General features: G+C 60.7%; 15 protein-coding genes. 11 read left to right on the top strand and 4 right to left on the bottom strand.

What is annotated here, in order from left to right; genetic code table 11:
* Positions 1 to 144: 144 nt before the first annotated feature.
* From J5289_RS04680 to J5289_RS04670, 3 genes are all read left to right on the top strand, one after another.
* Entirely contained in the window at positions 145 to 1,839 is a 1,695-nt protein-coding gene (locus J5289_RS04680) for a long-chain-fatty-acid--CoA ligase (protein WP_209182748.1), read from the top strand.
* Positions 1,840 to 2,259: 420 nt separating this feature from the next.
* Entirely contained in the window at positions 2,260 to 3,888 is a 1,629-nt protein-coding gene (pgi, locus tag J5289_RS04675) for a glucose-6-phosphate isomerase (RefSeq protein WP_209182747.1), read from the top strand.
* The gene (locus J5289_RS04670; RefSeq protein WP_209182746.1) at positions 3,885 to 4,277 is read left to right on the top strand and encodes a VOC family protein; all 393 of its coding nucleotides are present in this window, start codon (positions 3,885 to 3,887) and stop codon (positions 4,275 to 4,277) included. The genes pgi and J5289_RS04670 overlap by 4 nt, the downstream gene beginning before the upstream one ends.
* A 9-nt stretch (positions 4,278 to 4,286) precedes the next feature.
* Here the strand turns inward: J5289_RS04670 and J5289_RS04665 are convergent, their stop codons facing one another.
* Together J5289_RS04665 and J5289_RS04660 are read right to left on the bottom strand one after the other, a co-directional pair.
* On the bottom strand, positions 4,287 to 4,718 hold the full coding sequence (locus J5289_RS04665; RefSeq protein ID WP_111216568.1) for an RbsD/FucU family protein: 432 nt from the start codon (positions 4,716 to 4,718) through the stop codon (positions 4,287 to 4,289).
* Positions 4,702 to 5,949: an ROK family transcriptional regulator gene (locus J5289_RS04660; RefSeq protein WP_142823920.1), complete on the bottom strand. Its 1,248-nt coding sequence runs from the start codon at positions 5,947 to 5,949 to the stop codon at positions 4,702 to 4,704. The genes J5289_RS04665 and J5289_RS04660 overlap by 17 nt, the downstream gene beginning before the upstream one ends.
* 232 nt (positions 5,950 to 6,181) lie before the next feature.
* Here J5289_RS04660 and J5289_RS04655 point away from each other — a divergent pair, with 232 nt between their 5' ends.
* The 6 genes from J5289_RS04655 (at position 6,182) to J5289_RS04630 (ending at position 12,301) form a co-directional block, all read left to right on the top strand.
* Positions 6,182 to 7,207: a sugar ABC transporter substrate-binding protein gene (locus tag J5289_RS04655; RefSeq protein WP_209182745.1), complete on the top strand. Its 1,026-nt coding sequence runs from the start codon at positions 6,182 to 6,184 to the stop codon at positions 7,205 to 7,207.
* 143 nt (positions 7,208 to 7,350) lie between these two features.
* Complete coding sequence (locus J5289_RS04650) at positions 7,351 to 8,415, top strand: ABC transporter permease (RefSeq protein WP_142823918.1); 1,065 nt, start codon at positions 7,351 to 7,353, stop codon at positions 8,413 to 8,415.
* Position 8,416: 1 nt separating this feature from the next.
* Entirely contained in the window at positions 8,417 to 9,199 is a 783-nt protein-coding gene (locus J5289_RS04645) for an ATP-binding cassette domain-containing protein (protein ID WP_142823917.1), read from the top strand.
* Entirely contained in the window at positions 9,196 to 9,822 is a 627-nt protein-coding gene (locus J5289_RS04640; protein WP_142823916.1) for a nucleoside triphosphate hydrolase, read from the top strand. Before J5289_RS04645 ends, J5289_RS04640 begins: the two co-directional genes overlap by 4 nt.
* A gap of 98 nt (positions 9,823 to 9,920) precedes the next feature.
* Positions 9,921 to 10,961, top strand: a complete 1,041-nt coding sequence (gene pyrC / locus J5289_RS04635) for a dihydroorotase (RefSeq protein ID WP_209206758.1) — start codon at positions 9,921 to 9,923, stop codon at positions 10,959 to 10,961.
* 143 nt (positions 10,962 to 11,104) lie between these two features.
* Positions 11,105 to 12,301, top strand: a complete 1,197-nt coding sequence (locus J5289_RS04630; RefSeq protein ID WP_209182742.1) for a GGDEF domain-containing protein — start codon at positions 11,105 to 11,107, stop codon at positions 12,299 to 12,301.
* Here the strand turns inward: J5289_RS04630 and J5289_RS04625 are convergent.
* On the bottom strand, positions 12,291 to 13,193 hold the full coding sequence (locus tag J5289_RS04625; protein ID WP_209206760.1) for a GGDEF domain-containing protein: 903 nt from the start codon (positions 13,191 to 13,193) through the stop codon (positions 12,291 to 12,293). The genes J5289_RS04630 and J5289_RS04625 overlap by 11 nt on opposite strands.
* Before the next feature lie 356 nt (positions 13,194 to 13,549).
* Here J5289_RS04625 and J5289_RS04620 point away from each other — a divergent pair, with 356 nt between their 5' ends.
* The gene (locus J5289_RS04620; protein WP_209182846.1) at positions 13,550 to 14,248 is read left to right on the top strand and encodes an orotate phosphoribosyltransferase; all 699 of its coding nucleotides are present in this window, start codon (positions 13,550 to 13,552) and stop codon (positions 14,246 to 14,248) included.
* A gap of 78 nt (positions 14,249 to 14,326) precedes the next feature.
* Positions 14,327 to 15,253 (top strand): carbohydrate kinase, encoded by a 927-nt coding sequence (locus tag J5289_RS04615; protein ID WP_209182738.1) that lies wholly within the window; start codon positions 14,327 to 14,329, stop codon positions 15,251 to 15,253.
* A gap of 60 nt (positions 15,254 to 15,313) precedes the next feature.
* Here the strand turns inward: J5289_RS04615 and J5289_RS04610 are convergent, their stop codons facing one another.
* Positions 15,314 to 16,363, bottom strand: coding sequence for a proline racemase family protein (locus J5289_RS04610; protein ID WP_209182736.1), 1,050 nt, complete (start codon positions 16,361 to 16,363; stop codon positions 15,314 to 15,316).
* Positions 16,364 to 16,365: the final 2 nt, after the last annotated feature.

Genomic DNA, 16,365 nt, shown 5'->3' with positions numbered 1-16,365 from the left:
CCAATGCGACAGCAGCGATTGACCCCCGGCGTGCAGTCGGCCTAGTTTCACGCGAGACAGGCGTCGGCGTGGTGGCAGCGGGAGGCTTCCACCACAACCACCGGCGAAATCACTGCAGCGGTTGAGCTGCGGGAGGAGAGTGGCATGAGCGAAGCGCCCACCTACACCGGACCGGCACAGGATCGGATCTGGCTTTCGTCATATCCCGATTGCGTGCCGGCAGACTTGCCGCCACTCGAGCATCAGTCACTGAGCGAACTTTTCGAGGACAGCTGCGCCCGCTACGCCACCCGTCCGGCCTTTACCAGCATGGGGCGGGCGATGAGCTATGGCGAGATGGAACGGCAGACACGCAAGATCGCCGCCTGGCTTCAGAGCCGTGGGTTTGTCAAAGGCGACCGTGTCGCCGTGATGATGCCGAACGTGCTGCAGAACCCGGTCGCGACCTTCGGCATTCTTCGGGCGGGGCTGATCGTCGTCAACGTCAACCCGCTCTACACGCCTCGCGAACTCGAGCATCAGCTGCGCGACTGCGGCGCCAAGGCGATCTTCGTCCTCGAAAATTTCGCCCATACGGTGGAGCAAGTGCTCGATCACACCGCGCTTCGCCATGTGGTCGTCAGCTCGTTCGGAGAGATGATCGGCCTCAAGGGGCATATCGTCAATTTCATCGTCCGACATGTCAAGAAGCTGGTGCCGGCCTGGTCCATCCCGTCTCACATAGCGTTTTCGAAGGTGTTGGCCGAAGGCGAAGGTCTGAAGCTGGAACGGGTGGCACTTACGCAAGGCGACACCGCGTTCCTGCAATATACTGGCGGGACGACTGGCACTGCAAAGGCGGCGACGCTCACCCACGCCAATCTACTCGCCAACCAGCTCCAGCTGCAGCTGTGGCTGAACTCGGCGTATATTTCCAAGCCACGGCCGGAGATCCTGACCTTCGTCTGCGCCCTGCCCCTCTACCATATCTTTGCGCTGACGGTGAATTGCCTGATGGGTGTATCGCTTGGCGCACACAACGTGCTGATCGCCAATCCAAGGGACATCCCGGGCTTCATCAAGGAACTGGGCAAGCATCGCGTCGACATCTTCCCGGCTTTGAACACGCTCCTGAACGCGCTGATGAACAATCCGGATTTCGGCAAGCTGGACCTGTCGCAGGTGAGCACGCTTGCCGGCGGCATGGCGGTGCAGCGGCCGATCGCGGAGCGCTGGCATACGCTGACTGGGGCTTGGATCACCGAAGGTTACGGCCTCTCCGAGACCTCTCCGGTAGCCAGCGCCAACCGTTTCGACAGTACACAATTTTCAGGCACCATAGGCCTGCCGCTGTCATCGACCGATATCGATATTCGCGACGACGAGGGCCATTCGCTACCGCTCGGCACCGTCGGCGAAATCTGCATACGCGGACCGCAGGTGATGGCCGGCTACTGGATGCAGCCGGAAGAGACTGCGCGGGCTATGACACCGGACGGCTATTTTCGCTCCGGCGACATGGGCTTCATGGATACTCGCGGCTATACCAAGATCGTCGATCGCAAGAAGGACATGATCCTCGTTTCGGGCTTTAACGTCTATCCCAACGAGATCGAGGAAGTCGCCGCGATGCATGCAGGGATCGTCGAGGCGGCTGCGGTCGGCGTAGCAGACGAGCATTCCGGCGAGGCCGTCAAGCTCTTCGTGGTCCGCCGCGATCCCGCACTCACCGAGGCTGACATCAAGGCCCACTGCGCCCAGTACCTCACCAATTACAAACGCCCACGCTTCATCGAATTCCGCAACGAACTGCCGAAATCGAATGTCGGTAAGATCTTGCGGAAGGAATTGCGTGGGTAGAAATACTTCAATTGAAAGCAACCAGAAAGAGTGGTTGTATCACCCTGTTTCACAGCAGAAGCAGTAGGGGCCGCGACCAGCCGGCACATCGGTGAGGATGGGCCGCACCGACTTTGGCAAGAGCCTTGCTTTTGAAACGAAGGTGATGCGATGTGGTTCTTGCCGCTTAGCATTACGCTTGTTGTGAGAAAGACCCGGACGAACTGGTCAGTCACCGTCCGGGTCGCATTTATTACAACTTAGCGAAGGCAGGCGGAGGACCAACTCCGCCTGCCATTCCTTTAACATATCCCGGAAGAGCCTGCTCTTCAAGTCCGGCACCTCTCCGCTTTTTTACGAATAGTTTGTGACCCAACTTGATTTAGGCATCACAAAGCGAATAGTTTCCGCGACCTTCTCCGAACCCCTAAGGAGCTTCCCATGCAAGCGATCGTCGAACAATTGAAGAGCACGGCTGCGGCCACCAATGCCACCGACATTCGCGCGGCATTCGCCGCCGATAGCGGCCGTTTCTCCCGCTACACCGCTTCGCTGGACGACCTGCTGATGGATTACTCCAAGACGGCGGTCAACGACGAGATTATGGCGCTGCTGCTGAAGCTTGCCGCCGAGGGTGGCGTCGAGAAGAAGCGCGACGAGATGTTTTCGGGCGCGCCGATCAATTTCACCGAGGGACGCGCCGTGCTGCACACCGCGCTCCGCAACCGCTCGAACACGCCGGTGATGGTCGACGGCAAGGATGTCATGCCTGACGTCAACGGCGTGCTTGCCGCCATGGGCAAGTTTGCCGATGGTATCCGCTCCGGCAACATCAAGGGCGCCACGGGCAAGGCGATAACCGACGTCATCAACATCGGCATTGGCGGCTCGGATCTCGGCCCGGTCATGGCGACGCTGGCGCTGGCGCCTTTCCACGATGGCCCGAAGTCGCATTTCGTCTCCAATATCGACAGCGCCCATATCGCCGATATCCTGAAACTGGTGCAGCCGGAAACCACGCTGTTCGTCGTCGCCTCGAAGACGTTCACGACCATCGAGACGATGACCAATGCGCAGACGGCGCGCGACTTCATTTCCAAGGCACTCGGCGAAGCGGCCGTGGAGCATCACTTCTGCGCCGTCTCGACAGCGCTCGACAAGGTGGCGACCTTCGGCATCGACAGCGCCCGCGTCTTCGGCTTCTGGGACTGGGTTGGCGGACGCTACTCGATCTGGTCGGCCATCGGCCTGCCGCTGATGATCGCCGTTGGTCCTGAGAACTTCGGCAAGTTCCTCGATGGCGCACATGCGATGGACAACCATTTCCGTACGGCACCGATCGAGAAGAACCTGCCGGTGCTGCTGGGCCTCATCGGCTACTACGACCGCAATGTGCTCGGCTATGCGACGCGCGCCATCCTTCCCTATGACCAGCGCCTGTCGCGTTTTCCGGCCTACTTGCAGCAGCTTGACATGGAATCGAACGGCAAGGGCGTCACCATCGACGGCACCCCGGTTGAGGGCAATTCCGGCCCCGTCGTCTGGGGCGAGCCTGGGACCAACGGCCAGCACGCTTTCTACCAGCTGATCCATCAGGGCACGAGCGTCATCCCGGCGGAGTTCATGATTGCCGCCAACTCCTTCGAGCCGGAACTGCGCCACCAGCACCAGCTGCTGATCGCCAACGTTCTTGCCCAGTCGGAAGCGCTGATGAAGGGCCGCACTTTCGAGGAAGCCAAGAAGCAGCTGACCGACAGGGGCATGGAAGACAAGAAGGCCGACTTCATCGCGCCGCACCGCGTCTTTACCGGCAATCGTCCGTCAATCACCTTCGTCTACGACCAGCTGACGCCGTTTGCGCTCGGCAGGCTGATTGCGCTCTACGAACACCGCGTATTCGTCGAAGGCGTGCTGTTCCGCATCAACTCCTTCGACCAGTGGGGCGTCGAACTCGGCAAGGAACTGGCGACCGGCCTTCTACCTGTCGTCGAAGGCAAGGAAAGTGCCGAGGGCCACGATTCCTCGACCATCGGTCTCGTCGCCGCGCTGAAAGCCCGCGCCAAGTCATGACCGTCCCTGTCCTGCGTGTCGCAAGACCGACGGACGACATCGCCCGGCTCCGCCCCTTCTACGAGGCGGGGCTGGGATTTGAGGTTCTCGTTGCCTTCGAGGGTCACAACGGCTTTGACGGGCTGGTCCTAGGTCACCCGCACTGGCCCTATCACCTGGAATTCACCCATCACCGCGGCCACATTGTCGGCCGGGCTCCGACGCAGGATAACCTGCTGGTGTTGTACCTGTCTGACGCTGCACAGTGGCAAGCCGCCGTGGATCGCATGCAAGCTGCGGGATGCGTGCCGGTGACGTCGTATAACGACTATTGGGACGTCCGGGGAAAGACGTTCGAGGATCCGGACGGCTACCGCGTCGTTCTGCAGCAGGCCGCCTGGAGCCGATAATGAGATTTCTTAAGCCGGGTAAATAACGCCCTTGCGCAGGATGATATTGCCGTAGAGCCGAGGCTCGCTTGTCTGGATAAGGGCGTGGGCGCCTTTGACGCGAGCGTAGAAATCGGCGGGCAGCAATGGCACGACCTTGATGTCCGGCACGTGCCGGGCGCAGCATTCGACCATCTCCCGGTGGACTGGATCGAGGGTGTCGCGGTCCTGCTTGACGGTGGCGCGGAAGATGGCTTCGTCTACGAATTCGTCGATCGGCAGGACGCTCAGAACAGCATTCAGCACAGCAATCACGCCATGACCATCGAGCCGAATGAGGCGGCGGGCGTCGGTCAGGCCGGGATAGTTGCCGTCCACCAGCGCGATTTCGTCGCCATGTCCCATGGCCCTGAGGGCGAAGAGAAGTTCCGGGCTCAGCAGCGGGTCAATGTGCTTCAGCATTGTCAATTTCCTTGAAGAGAATGTTCTGGTCTATGAGATAGCGGGCAAAGATCGGCAGACTGGCGCCACCAATGGCGCGTGCCTGGGTGCCGACCGACCCCTCGACGATTTCGGGCATCACGACGCCCTGCAGGTCGAGTTCGGCAGCAGCCTTGATGGTGGCCTGAACAACGCGCTGGCGGACCCAATCGGGGAACCCGCCGTCGATCACCGCAGCACTGAAATCGATGATCGATGCCGCTGCGACGATGGCCTGCGCCAGGGCTGCAGCCGTATCCTGAATCCAGATCTCGAGCGGCGGCCCGAAGTCGATCCAGTCGTTAGCGGAATACCACAGCGGCTGCGGATCGATGCCATGCTCGCGCAGGAGATTTTCGAGCACGAAGATCGAAGCAATCTTCAGCAACTGGCGTGTCTCCCCGTGGCGATCGCGCACGGGCAGCGGTCCGATGGCGCCGGCTGTGCCGGTACGACCGACGAAGATCGACGAATTGAGGACGATGCCGCCGCCGATGAACGAGCCGATAAACATGTAGACGAAATCCGGATAGCGGGCGCCGGCGCCGAAAACCAGTTCCGCTCCACAGGCACTGGTGGCATCGTTCTGCAGATAGACCGGATGCGACACGCGCGCGCCGACCTCGATCTGCAGGTCGAAGCCGCGCCAGACCTCCATCGCACCATCGGGAGCCCCGACTTCCTCGGCCCAGCTCCAGAGTTCAAAGGGTGCGGCTATGCCGATCCCGGCAATATTGCCGCGTTCCTTGGCACTCATCTCGCCTTCGATCTGGCGAATACCGCGCGTGACGAACTCGATTATCTCGTGCGGCAGCGGATAGGCGTAGGTCTGGTGGAGTTGCTTGCGGATGTTGCCGACGAAATCCATCAAAACGAGATCGGCACTGCGCCGGCCGATCTTGACGCCGAAGGAGAGAACGGCGTCGGCGTTGAGACGCATCGGCGTCGAGGGCTGGCCGACACGGCCGCGTACCGGCTCGTCACGCAAGAGCAAGCCTTCCTTTTCCAGCACCCGCATGATCACCGATACGGTCTGGGCCGACAAACCTGTCCGCCGGGCGATATCGGCCTTCGAAAGTGCTCCGTGGCGGCGCACGAGCGACAGCACCAGCCGCTCATTGTAGGCGCGGACGCGAACCTGATTGGCTCCGCCGCTGGCTTCCAGATTGTATGACGACGGCAATGTGCTTGCCGGATCTTCCACGGATGACATCGGCCGACTCCTCCCGTAATGGCCATGCCTCATTTTTCAGCATCATGCCACAGTCGATTAATAATTCAATTGGATTTATTTATTGACAGGGCGCAACCTTTCCGCTTTAAATCGCCGATATGGAGGCGCGGCACGGCTTTGGAGGAAGCGTGCAGATCAAATTTAAAGCATTTGCCGCAACTGCATCCCGGACCCTGTTTGGGCCGGCCTGTTCACATCCTGGGAGGATCGCATGAAGAAATCCGTTATCACTGCAGCGCTCGCCGGACTTGCTCTTGGCGTCGTCTTCGCCATGCCGGCAAATGCCGCCGACACGACTGTCTGCCTCATCACCAAGACCGACACCAATCCGTTCTTCGTCAAGATGAAGGAAGGCGCCACGGCCAAGGCCAAGGAACTCGGCGTTACCCTGAAGGCTTATGCCGGCAAGATCGACGGCGACAGCGAAAGCCAGGTTGCTGCCATCGAGAGCTGCATTGCCAGCGGCGCAAAGGGCATCCTGATCACTGCATCGGACACCAAGGGCATCGTTTCCTCGGTCAAGAAGGCCCGCGACGCCGGGCTCGTTGTCATCGCGCTCGACACTCCGCTTGAGCCAGCAGATGCTGCCGACGCAACCTTTGCCACCGACAACCTGCTTGCCGGCAAGCTCGTTGGCGAATGGGCCAAGGGCACCATGGGCGACAAGGCCAAGACCGCAAAGGTAGGCTTCCTCGACCTGACGCCATCGCAGCCTTCCGTCGACGTCCTGCGCGACCAGGGCTTCATGATCGGCTTCGGCATCGACCCCAAGGACCCGAACAAGATCGGCGACGAAACCGATCCGCGCATCGTCGGTCACGACGTGACCAACGGCAATGAAGAAGGCGGCCGCAAAGCCATGGAAAACCTTCTCCAGAAGGATCCAGGGATCAACGTCATCCACACGATCAACGAGCCTGCTGCAGTCGGCGCCTACCAGGCACTGAAGGCTGTCGGCATGGAAAAAGACGTGCTGATCGTTTCCGTCGACGGCGGTTGCCCGGGCGTCAAGTCCGTCAAGGAAGGCGTCATCGGAGCGACATCGCAGCAGTACCCGCTGATGATGGCAGCCATGGGCGTCGAAGCCATCAAGAAGTTCGCCGACACGGGCGAAAAGCCGAAGCCGACACCTGGCAAGGTATTCTTCGACACTGGCGTCTCGCTCGTCACGGACAAGCCCGTTACCGGCGTACCGTCGATCGACGTCAAGGAAGGCACTGCGAAGTGCTGGGGCTGATACTCGTCTGACATCTTCATCCGGCCGGGGTCAGCCCCGGCCGGAATTTCGTAACTAGCCAACGAACGTTCGCCGCCTGCCGGCATCACGCCCGGAGACATTGGTGAGGCTTTCTGCGCCGTTTGGCGCGCAGAGGAGGAAATATGACCGGAGCACAGGAATTCGAACGTGTTCTCGACGACAGCGACAAGAATGTCGTCTCCTTCGAGAACGAAAAACTTTCCCTTTTGAAGCGCGCCCAGCACTTCCTGCATTCGACGCCTGCGGCGGTGCCGCTGATCGTTCTCGTGCTTGCCATCGTGGTTTTCGGACTGGCGATCGGCGGACGGTTCTTTTCGTCCTACACGCTGACGCTCATCCTGCAGCAGATCGCCATCGTCGGCATTCTCGGTGCCGCCCAGACGCTGGTGATCCTGACGGCGGGTATCGACCTGTCGATCGGCGTCATCATGGTCATCTCTTCGGTCATCATGGGTAATTTTGCCATTACCTATGGCTTGCCAACACCGATTGCGGTTGTGGCAGGCATGTTTGCCGGCGGCGTCTGCGGACTGCTCAACGGCCTCCTCGTCGCCTATATGAAGCTTCCGCCGTTTATCGTGACGCTCGGCACCTGGAACATCGTGATGGCGACGAATTTCATCTATTCGGCCAACGAGACCATTCGCGACACCGATGTCCAGGACAAGGCGCCCCTGCTGCATCTCTTTGCCGTCAGCTTCAAGCTCGGCAGCGCGGTCCTGACGCTTGGCGTTGTCGCCATGGTGCTGCTGGTTATCCTGCTCTGGTATGTGCTGAACCACACGGCCTGGGGACGCCATGTCTATGCGGTTGGCGACGATCCCGAGGCTGCGAAGCTTGCCGGCATCCAGACCAAGAAAGTTCTCCTCACAGTCTACGCAATCTCCGGCGTCATCGCAGGGCTTGCAGCATGGGTGTCGATCGGCCGCAATGGTTCGGTTTCCCCGTCTTCGGCCGTCACCGACTTCAACCTACAGGCCATCACGGCAACGGTTATCGGCGGTATCTCGCTATTCGGCGGCCGTGGCTCGATCCTCGGAACGCTGTTCGGCGCTATGATCGTCGGCGTCGTATCGATGGGCCTCAACATGCTCGGCGCCGATCCGCAATGGAAAGTTCTGCTCACCGGCGTTCTCATCATCGCCGCTGTCGCCATCGATCAGTGGATCAGAAAGGTTTCGGTGTAACATGGCCGCTCAACCCATTCTCACCGCCCGTGGCCTCGTCAAGCGCTACGGCCGCGTAACCGCCCTCGACCATGCCGACTTCGACCTTTATCCGGGCGAGATCCTGGCGGTCATCGGCGACAACGGCGCCGGCAAGTCGTCGCTCATCAAGGCTATTTCCGGGGCTACTATCGTCGACGAAGGCGAGATCAAGCTGGAAGGCCGTGTGGTTCAGTTCAAGTCGCCGCTCGAGGCCCGCGAAGCCGGCATCGAGACGGTCTACCAGAACCTGGCGCTTTCGCCGGCGCTGTCGATCGCAGACAACATGTTCCTCGGCCGGGAAATCCGCAAGCCTGGCATTCTCGGCAGCGTATTTCGCATGCTTGACCGGCCGGCCATGGAAACCAAGGCCCGCGACAAGCTTTCGGAACTCGGGCTCATGACGATCCAGAATATCAACCAGACCGTCGAAACCCTCTCCGGCGGCCAGCGCCAGGGCGTGGCCGTGGCACGCGCTGCAGCTTTTGGATCGAAGGTCATCATCCTCGATGAACCGACGGCAGCGCTCGGCGTCAAGGAAAGCCGTCGCGTTCTCGAATTGATCCTCGACGTGCGGTCACGCGGCATTCCGATCGTTCTGATCTCGCACAACATGCCACATGTCTTCGAAGTGGCCGATCGCATCCACATCCATAGGCTCGGCAAGCGCCTCACTGTCATCAACCCGAAGGACTACTCGATGTCCGACGCCGTTGCTTTCATGACAGGCGCCAAGGGCGTGCCCGCCGAGACCGTCGCTGCATGAGCCCGACTGTCGAGGACATGGCCGGTCAGATCATCGACAGGGCTGGATCGGTCAAGCGGTTCATGGTGGCGATTGCCGGTCCTCCCGGGGCCGGCAAATCGACGCTGGCCGATAACCTGGCCGATGCACTCAAAGCACGCGGCGAAAGCGCCGAAGTGCTGCCGATGGACGGTTTCCACATGGACAACGCCATCCTGATCGCCCGGGGCCAGCTTGCCCGCAAAGGCACGCCGGAAACTTTCGACGTGCGCGCCTTCCTCGACATCGTCAAGGCCGTACGACCTGGCGACCAGGAAGTTCTCGTGCCGGTTTTCGACCGTTCGCGCGAACTGGCGATTGCTTCTGCCCGGGTCGTTTCACCCGATCATCGCTTCATTATCGTCGAGGGCAACTATCTCCTGTTCAGCCAGGGAAAATGGGCTGAACTGGAGGGGATGTTCGATTTTTCGATCCTGATGGCGCCGCCGATGGAAGTGCTGGAGGAACGCCTCTGGGCGCGCTGGCGCGGCTACAAGCTGAGCGAGGAAGAAGCCCACGCGAAGGTCTACGACAACGACCTGCCGAACGGCCGGCTGATCCTCGGCAACAGGCGCCCGGCAGACGTGACGCTGGAAATCGCCTGATCCCTTACTTGGCAGCACCTTGACGAAGACAGTTGTCATCGGCGGTGCATGAATGTTATCCCGGCGCGACGCCATAAGCCCGCCGCCGGGAGACATCGATGCAAAAGCTTACCATCCGCCGCCCCGACGACTGGCATCTGCACCTTCGCGACGGTCCAATGATGGAGGGCGTGATCGGCGACAGCAGTCGCCACTTCGCCCGCGCCATCATCATGCCCAATCTGGTGCCGCCAGTGGTTACCACTGCCGATGCAATAGCCTACCGGCAGCGGATCATGGCGGCGTTGCCGGAGGGCGACAGCTTCCAGCCACTGATGACGCTTTATCTCACCGAACACACCAGCCCCGACGATGTCGAGGAGGGCAAGAACACCGGCCTGATCACCGCCGTCAAACTCTACCCGGCGGGTGCCACGACAAACTCCCACGGCGGCGTACGAGATTTCAACAAGGCGATGCCGGTACTGGAGCGGATGGCGAAGATTGGCCTGCCGCTCTGCGTCCACGGAGAGGTAACGACTGCCGACGTCGATATTTTCGATCGTGAGGCGGTGTTCATCGAGACAGTTCTCGATCCGCTGCGCCAGCGCCTGCCCGAGCTGAAGGTGACGATGGAGCATGTCACCACCTCCGACGGGATCGACTATATCAAGTCGGCAACCGCCAACCTGGCCGGGACGATCACCACCCACCACCTGATCATCAATCGCAACGCCATCCTCGTCGGCGGCATCCGGCCGCACTATTATTGCCTGCCGGTCGCCAAGCGCGAGAGCCATCGGCTGGCTTTGCGGGCGGCAGCGACAAGCGGCGACCATCGGTTTTTCCTTGGTACCGACTCCGCGCCCCATGTCGACCCGCTCAAGGAATGTGCCTGCGGCTGCGCCGGCATCTACACCTCGATCAACACAATGAGCTGCCTTGCGCATGTCTTCGAACAGGAAGGCGCACTCGACAAGCTGGAGGCCTTCGTCTCGCTGAACGGACCGGCATGGTATGGACTGCAGCCGAATACGGAGACGATGACGCTGGTCCGCCGGGTCGAATCGATTGCGTTTCCGGAGAAAATAGAGACAGGAGCGGGTCCAGTGACAGTTTTCGACCCGATGTTCCCGCTGCATTGGGCCGTCGAACCTTAGGCAGCTATAATGTCCGTGATTGGACATGCCTTCATGCGACAAAACCAGGCTTTTTGCGCATGATGGTAACCGATTGGATACCTATGTCAGAATAGTCTCGCGCTGATACCATGCATCGCGGAATGAACCCGTAGAGAGACGGCATGATGCTCGACTATAATTCTCTTCTGATCGCGCTCGGTGCATCGACGTTTTGCCTTGCGGTGACGTTGCTGGGTAGCTGGCTCAACCGCCGACCTGAAACATTCCTTCTGACCTGCGCCATTGGGTTGCTGTTGGTCGTCGCCGCGATCTGCTGTTACAGCTTCTATGTAGCTCATCCGACGATGAGCCTCGCGATCGTCTCCTTCACCATCGCTCTCTCCGGTTTCTCCGTCATCTGGGCGGCAGGCTACCAGTTCAGGAAGGATCGCCTGTCTCCCGTCAGGATCGTCGCCGGTACTGTCCTGGGGCTGGCCATAAGCGTGCCGCCGATGTTGCTCGGTTATGACGGGCTGGCCTTCATCGTCTACAATCTCGTCATCGCCGCGATGCTGTCAGCCACAGCTTATGAATATTGGCTCGGCCGCGCCGAAGCGCCCGCTCCGATCTACGGGATCACGACCCTCTACCTCCTGACCGCGTTCACCTTCGTCCTCTGCTCCGCCGTCCTCATCTCCGACGGCAAGATGGTGATTGGCAAGGCGCCTCAAAACTGGGCGGAAAACCTCAGCATCGCCGTTGCCATCGCGGCCATGACGGGAATCGGCGCCCTGTCGCTGGCCCTCCATCAGTGGCGCCAGGCGACCCGTCACCGGTCGGATGCCATGACGGACCAGCTGACGGGTCTGATGAACCGCAGGGCGCTGTTCGATCGTTGCGGAAACAGGAGCTTTTCGACGGTGATGGCCGCTGTCATCTTCGACATCGATCGGTTCAAGGCGGTCAATGACGAATTTGGCCATGCGGCTGGAGATGCCGTTCTAAAATTGTTCGCCGAAGAACTCGTCACCAATCTCAGGGCCTACGACGTCGTGGCCCGTCTCGGCGGCGAGGAATTCACGCTGGTGCTCGACAATGTCATGCCGGGCCGGGCCGAACAGATCGCGGACCGCATACGCGAGTGTTTTGCGGCACGCTACTTTTCCTTCGAAGGCAAGACCGTCAAATGTACCGTCAGTGCCGGCATCGCCTTCGGTTCGAACGAGGGAGCCGATTTCGAAGGCGTCCTCCAGGCTGCCGACCGGGCGCTGTATGCCGCAAAACGTAACGGCCGAAACCGCGTGGAGACCGCTGAGTATCTTCATGTCGTCACGAGCGAGACGGAAAATCCACCGGAAACTGAATCCGCTACTGCCTGACTGCGACTTCCGCGACAGGCCTGGCGGTATCCCAGTGAACGGCATTACGTCCGCCGTTCTTGGCCGCATACAATTTGCGGTCGGCTGCCATCATCATCGTTTTCAGTGTCTCGGTGGTCGGATCGCCGCAGTAGACGCCAAAGCTGGCGGTAATCCGCCCGGCGGGCACGGGGCCGACCGCCCGGGTTGCCAGCTCCCTTCGCAAACGTTCGGCAATGGCAATCGCCTGCGCCGTGTCAGTGCGCGGCAAGAGGATGCAGAACTCTTCGCCGCCGATCCGCGCTGCGATATCGTAAGGCCGCATGTTGTGCTGGATGATCGCGCCGGTGACGGTCAGCACTTGATCACCGACCTCGTGCCCATGCTCGTCATTGATGGTCTTGAAGTGATCGAGATCGAAGACAATGACGCAAAGCGGCTCATTTTCGCGTTCTGCGCGCTGGAGTTCCGAAGTGCCGATATCGCGCAGCCAGCGGCGGTTGCCGAGGCCGGTCAGCACATCGGTCGTCGCCTGGCGGCGCAGTTGGGATAGCGTCGCATGCAGTTCTGCAATCAGCGTCGACACCGCGTTGACGACGACGCCGATTTCATCGCGGCGCTGGCTGCGGATCGTCGATACCGCACCGGTTTCCCGGTAGGCCTGCACTGTTTTCGTCACGGCCTCCAGCGGACGCAGCAACAGCCACACCGAGAGAAAACAGAGCCCCGTGCCCAGTAACGTCGCCAGCAGTGCAGTGGCGAGGATCGGCATCGCTGCCGCTTCATAGCCCGTCAGGAGATAGGCGATCAGCGCGAGCAGCGGCAGATGCGTCGCCAGGAAGCAGATCGAGAAGATCTTCAGCGTAAGCGACGAACCAAATTTCTTCAGTGCCGCAGATCGTGGCAGGCGCATTCCGGTCTCCTTGCATGCCCCATTTGGCGGGTGGAAACTAAGGGTAATTTAGAAACCTCAATCCTAAGCAAATACCAAGCATTTTAATGAATTTTTCAACCGCAACCCATAATGGCAAGGAAACGACTAGGATATATATTTTTTAGATATTACTTAATAACAAACTTCGCTGTGGATGAGGCGAAGCTGCCCATATGGCGCCGCATCACGGCTTGAACAGGTCTGAGCCTCCCCTGATGGCCTCATTTTTAACAGGCGCCCCGCGTAATTTAAGCCCGTAAACGTGGTCGCCTTCTGGAAACCGCCGCGCCTTGCTGCTATGCCGCAGGCAACGTTCAAAGCCTGAGGAGAGCCGCATCATGCAGACGACATTTCCCGACCGCGCCGTGATGGCTGAACTTCTGGCAAAGATGCTCTGGGAAATCAAGGCGGTGCATTTCAACGCCGAGACGCCCTACAAATTTGCCTCGGGCATGGCCAGCCCCGTCTATATCGATTGCCGCAAACTGCTTTCCTATCCGCGCGTCCGCTCGACGGTCATGGACTTTGCTGCCAGCGTTCTGTTGCGCGATGCAGGCTTCGAGCAGTTCGACTGCATTGCCGGCGGCGAGACGGCGGGGATCCCCTTTGCAGCGCTGCTCGCGGACCGCCTCGGCCTGCCGATGATCTATGTCCGCAAGAAGCCGAAGGGCCATGGCCGCAACGCCCAGATCGAAGGCGACATGCCGGCTGGCGCGCGCGTGCTGGTCATTGAGGACCTGACGACGGCCGGCGGCAGCATGTTCACATTCATCGACGCGATCCGGGCTGCCGGCGGCATCGTCGACCACGCGATCGCGCTTTTTTACTACGGCATTTTTGACGAAGGAGCGTTGCGGTTTGCCGACGGCAAGGTGCGCTTCCATCATATCGCCACATGGCGCAACGTGCTTGCCGTCGCCAAGGCGCAGAAGCTTTTCGACGACAAGACGCTGTCCGCCGTCGAGGCGTTTCTCGATGCACCGCTCGCCTGGTCAGGCGCGCACGGCGGCATCACCCAGCTTTCGGCGACGTGACGCTTTGCATTTCTTCGAAATCGCTCTAACCGTTTTTGACAGTGTACAAGATAGAGACACGCTCTCTGGGAGGCCGGAATGATATTGTGCTGCGGCGAAGCTTTGATCGACATGCTGCCCCGGGAAACGACGCTGGGTGAGAAGGCCTTTGCGCCCTATGCCGGCGGTGCGATCTTCAACACCGCTATCGCGCTCGGTCGCCTTGGCGTCGAGACTGCCTTCTTCACCGGCCTTGCCGACGATATGCTGGGCGAAATCCTGATCGAGACGCTGAAGGCGAGCAACGTCGATTCCAGCCCCTGCGCCATCGTTTCGCGGCCCAGCACCATCGCCTTCGTGAAGCTGGTCAACGGCCAGGCGACCTATGCCTTCTACGACGAAGGCACCGCCGGCCGGATGATTACCGAAGCCGATCTGCCGGACCTCGGCGACACTTGCGAGGCGCTGCATTTCGGCGCCATCAGCCTCATCCCCAGCCCTTGCGGCGAAACATACGAGGCCTTGATGGCGCGCGAGCAGGCCCGCCGCGTCATCTCGCTCGATCCGAATATCCGGCCGGGCTTCATCAAGGACAAGCCGGCCCATATGGCGCGTATCAAGCGCATGGCGGCTATGTCGGACATCCTCAAATTCTCGGACGAGGATCTGGAATGGTTCGGCATGTCCGGCGACCATGACCAACTGGCCTCCCATTGGCTCGACCATGGCGCCAAGCTGGTTGTCATCACCAAGGGAGCCGAGGGCGCGACGGGATACACCAAGTCGCAGAAGGTTTCCGTGCCGAGCGAACGCGTCACGGTGGTCGACACAGTCGGCGCCGGCGACACCTTCGATGCCGGCATTCTCGCCTCGCTGAAGATGAACAATCTGCTGACGAAGGCGCAGGTTGCCTCGCTCGACGAGAAGGCATTGCGCGATGCCCTGGCGCTCGGCGCCAAAGCCGCCGCCGTCACCGTATCGCGCGCCGGCGCCAATCCGCCATGGGCACGGGAAATCGGGCTTTAGAAGGCTAGATACCCTCATCCGTCCTTGGGGCACCTTCTCCCCTAGGGGAGAAGGGGAAGGTTATTTACCTGCGCCGATCTCGCCGGCGGAGGGGCCCCAGACGTCCGTCAGCGCGAAACCTTGAGCCAGAGGATCGAAGGGGTCCAGCGACACCTGCGACAGGCCGAAGGTGAAGCCTCGGCCGGTGATTGTCGGAATGATGGCGGGCTTGCCGGCTACCTCCGTAACGGCGGAGAGGCCAACTTCGAATTCCGACCCGATGATCGAGCGCGACTTGAAGACGTCGCCGACCTTTGCCTTACCGCGCGCGTGCAGTGTCGCGAGATTGGCGGAGTTGCCGGTGCCGCAGGGCGAGCGGTCGACCCGGCCGGGCCACATCGTGGTGCAAGTGCGGATGGCACCGTCGGCATCGATATCGCGGAACATCACGTAGGCAACGCCCGAGATCGCCGGGATTTCCGGATGGACGATGGCCATCGTACGGTTGATACGATCGCGCAGGACCATGCCAACTTTCACCAGCTCGGCCGCCTTCGACGTCTCGATGGTGAGGCCTACCTGTCCGACATCGACCAGGGCGTAGAAAATGCCGCCATAGCAGATGTCGACGCTGATCGCGCCCCATTCCTGCGTGTCGAGCAGCACGTCGAGTTGGTGGACGAAAGATGGCACCATCGTCAGCCGCACTTTCTCGCAGCGGCCATCGCGGCAGGTGGCAACCGCCCGAACGAGGCCTGCGGCGGTGTCGAGCGTGACTGTGGTTTCCGGCTCGTGCATCTCGACGATACCGGATTCCAGCAGCGCCGTGGTGACGCAGATCGAGTTCGAGCCGGAGCTCGCATGGGCCTGGTCGGGCTGCAGGATGATGAAGCCGGCATCTGCATCCGGGTGCTTTGCCGGCAGCAGCAGGTTGACGGAGCCGATCGGCGCGCCGCGCGGTTCGAGCACCAGGAAGCGCCGGAGCTCTTCGCCTTTCGGATCGGTGTTCATCCAGTGCAATTGCTCGGCTATCGTATTGCCAGGGATCTTCGGCACCCCGCCGATCGCGACCCGGCCGATCTCACCTTCGCAATGAACATCCAGCAGCTGGATCGTCCGCTTCCATCTCATAT

It is taken from the genome of Rhizobium sp. B230/85, assembly GCF_019355735.1.
GTDB classification, from domain to species: Bacteria; Pseudomonadota; Alphaproteobacteria; order Rhizobiales; family Rhizobiaceae; genus Rhizobium; species Rhizobium rhododendri.
The sequence above is the reverse complement of the archived record's forward strand: the minus strand, read 5'-3'. Positions and strand labels throughout refer to the sequence as shown.

Excerpts from the sequence above, each read along its gene's own strand:
- J5289_RS04665 (WP_111216568.1), bottom strand. The coding sequence starts at position 4,718 with ATGCTGAAGCACATTGACCCGCTGCTGAGCCCGGAACTTCTCTTCGCC.
- pyrC (WP_209206758.1), top strand. The coding sequence starts at position 9,921 with ATGCAAAAGCTTACCATCCGCCGCCCCGACGACTGGCATCTGCACCTT.
- J5289_RS04660 (WP_142823920.1), bottom strand. The coding sequence starts at position 5,949 with ATGTCATCCGTGGAAGATCCGGCAAGCACATTGCCGTCGTCATACAAT.
- J5289_RS04655 (WP_209182745.1), top strand. The coding sequence starts at position 6,182 with ATGAAGAAATCCGTTATCACTGCAGCGCTCGCCGGACTTGCTCTTGGC.
- J5289_RS04610 (WP_209182736.1), bottom strand. The coding sequence starts at position 16,363 with ATGAGATGGAAGCGGACGATCCAGCTGCTGGATGTTCATTGCGAAGGT.
- J5289_RS04630 (WP_209182742.1), top strand. The coding sequence starts at position 11,105 with ATGATGCTCGACTATAATTCTCTTCTGATCGCGCTCGGTGCATCGACG.
- pgi (WP_209182747.1), top strand. The coding sequence starts at position 2,260 with ATGCAAGCGATCGTCGAACAATTGAAGAGCACGGCTGCGGCCACCAAT.
- J5289_RS04640 (WP_142823916.1), top strand. The coding sequence starts at position 9,196 with ATGAGCCCGACTGTCGAGGACATGGCCGGTCAGATCATCGACAGGGCT.
- J5289_RS04680 (WP_209182748.1), top strand. The coding sequence starts at position 145 with ATGAGCGAAGCGCCCACCTACACCGGACCGGCACAGGATCGGATCTGG.
- J5289_RS04645 (WP_142823917.1), top strand. The coding sequence starts at position 8,417 with ATGGCCGCTCAACCCATTCTCACCGCCCGTGGCCTCGTCAAGCGCTAC.
- J5289_RS04650 (WP_142823918.1), top strand. The coding sequence starts at position 7,351 with ATGACCGGAGCACAGGAATTCGAACGTGTTCTCGACGACAGCGACAAG.
- J5289_RS04615 (WP_209182738.1), top strand. The coding sequence starts at position 14,327 with ATGATATTGTGCTGCGGCGAAGCTTTGATCGACATGCTGCCCCGGGAA.
- J5289_RS04625 (WP_209206760.1), bottom strand. The coding sequence starts at position 13,193 with ATGCGCCTGCCACGATCTGCGGCACTGAAGAAATTTGGTTCGTCGCTT.
- J5289_RS04670 (WP_209182746.1), top strand. The coding sequence starts at position 3,885 with ATGACCGTCCCTGTCCTGCGTGTCGCAAGACCGACGGACGACATCGCC.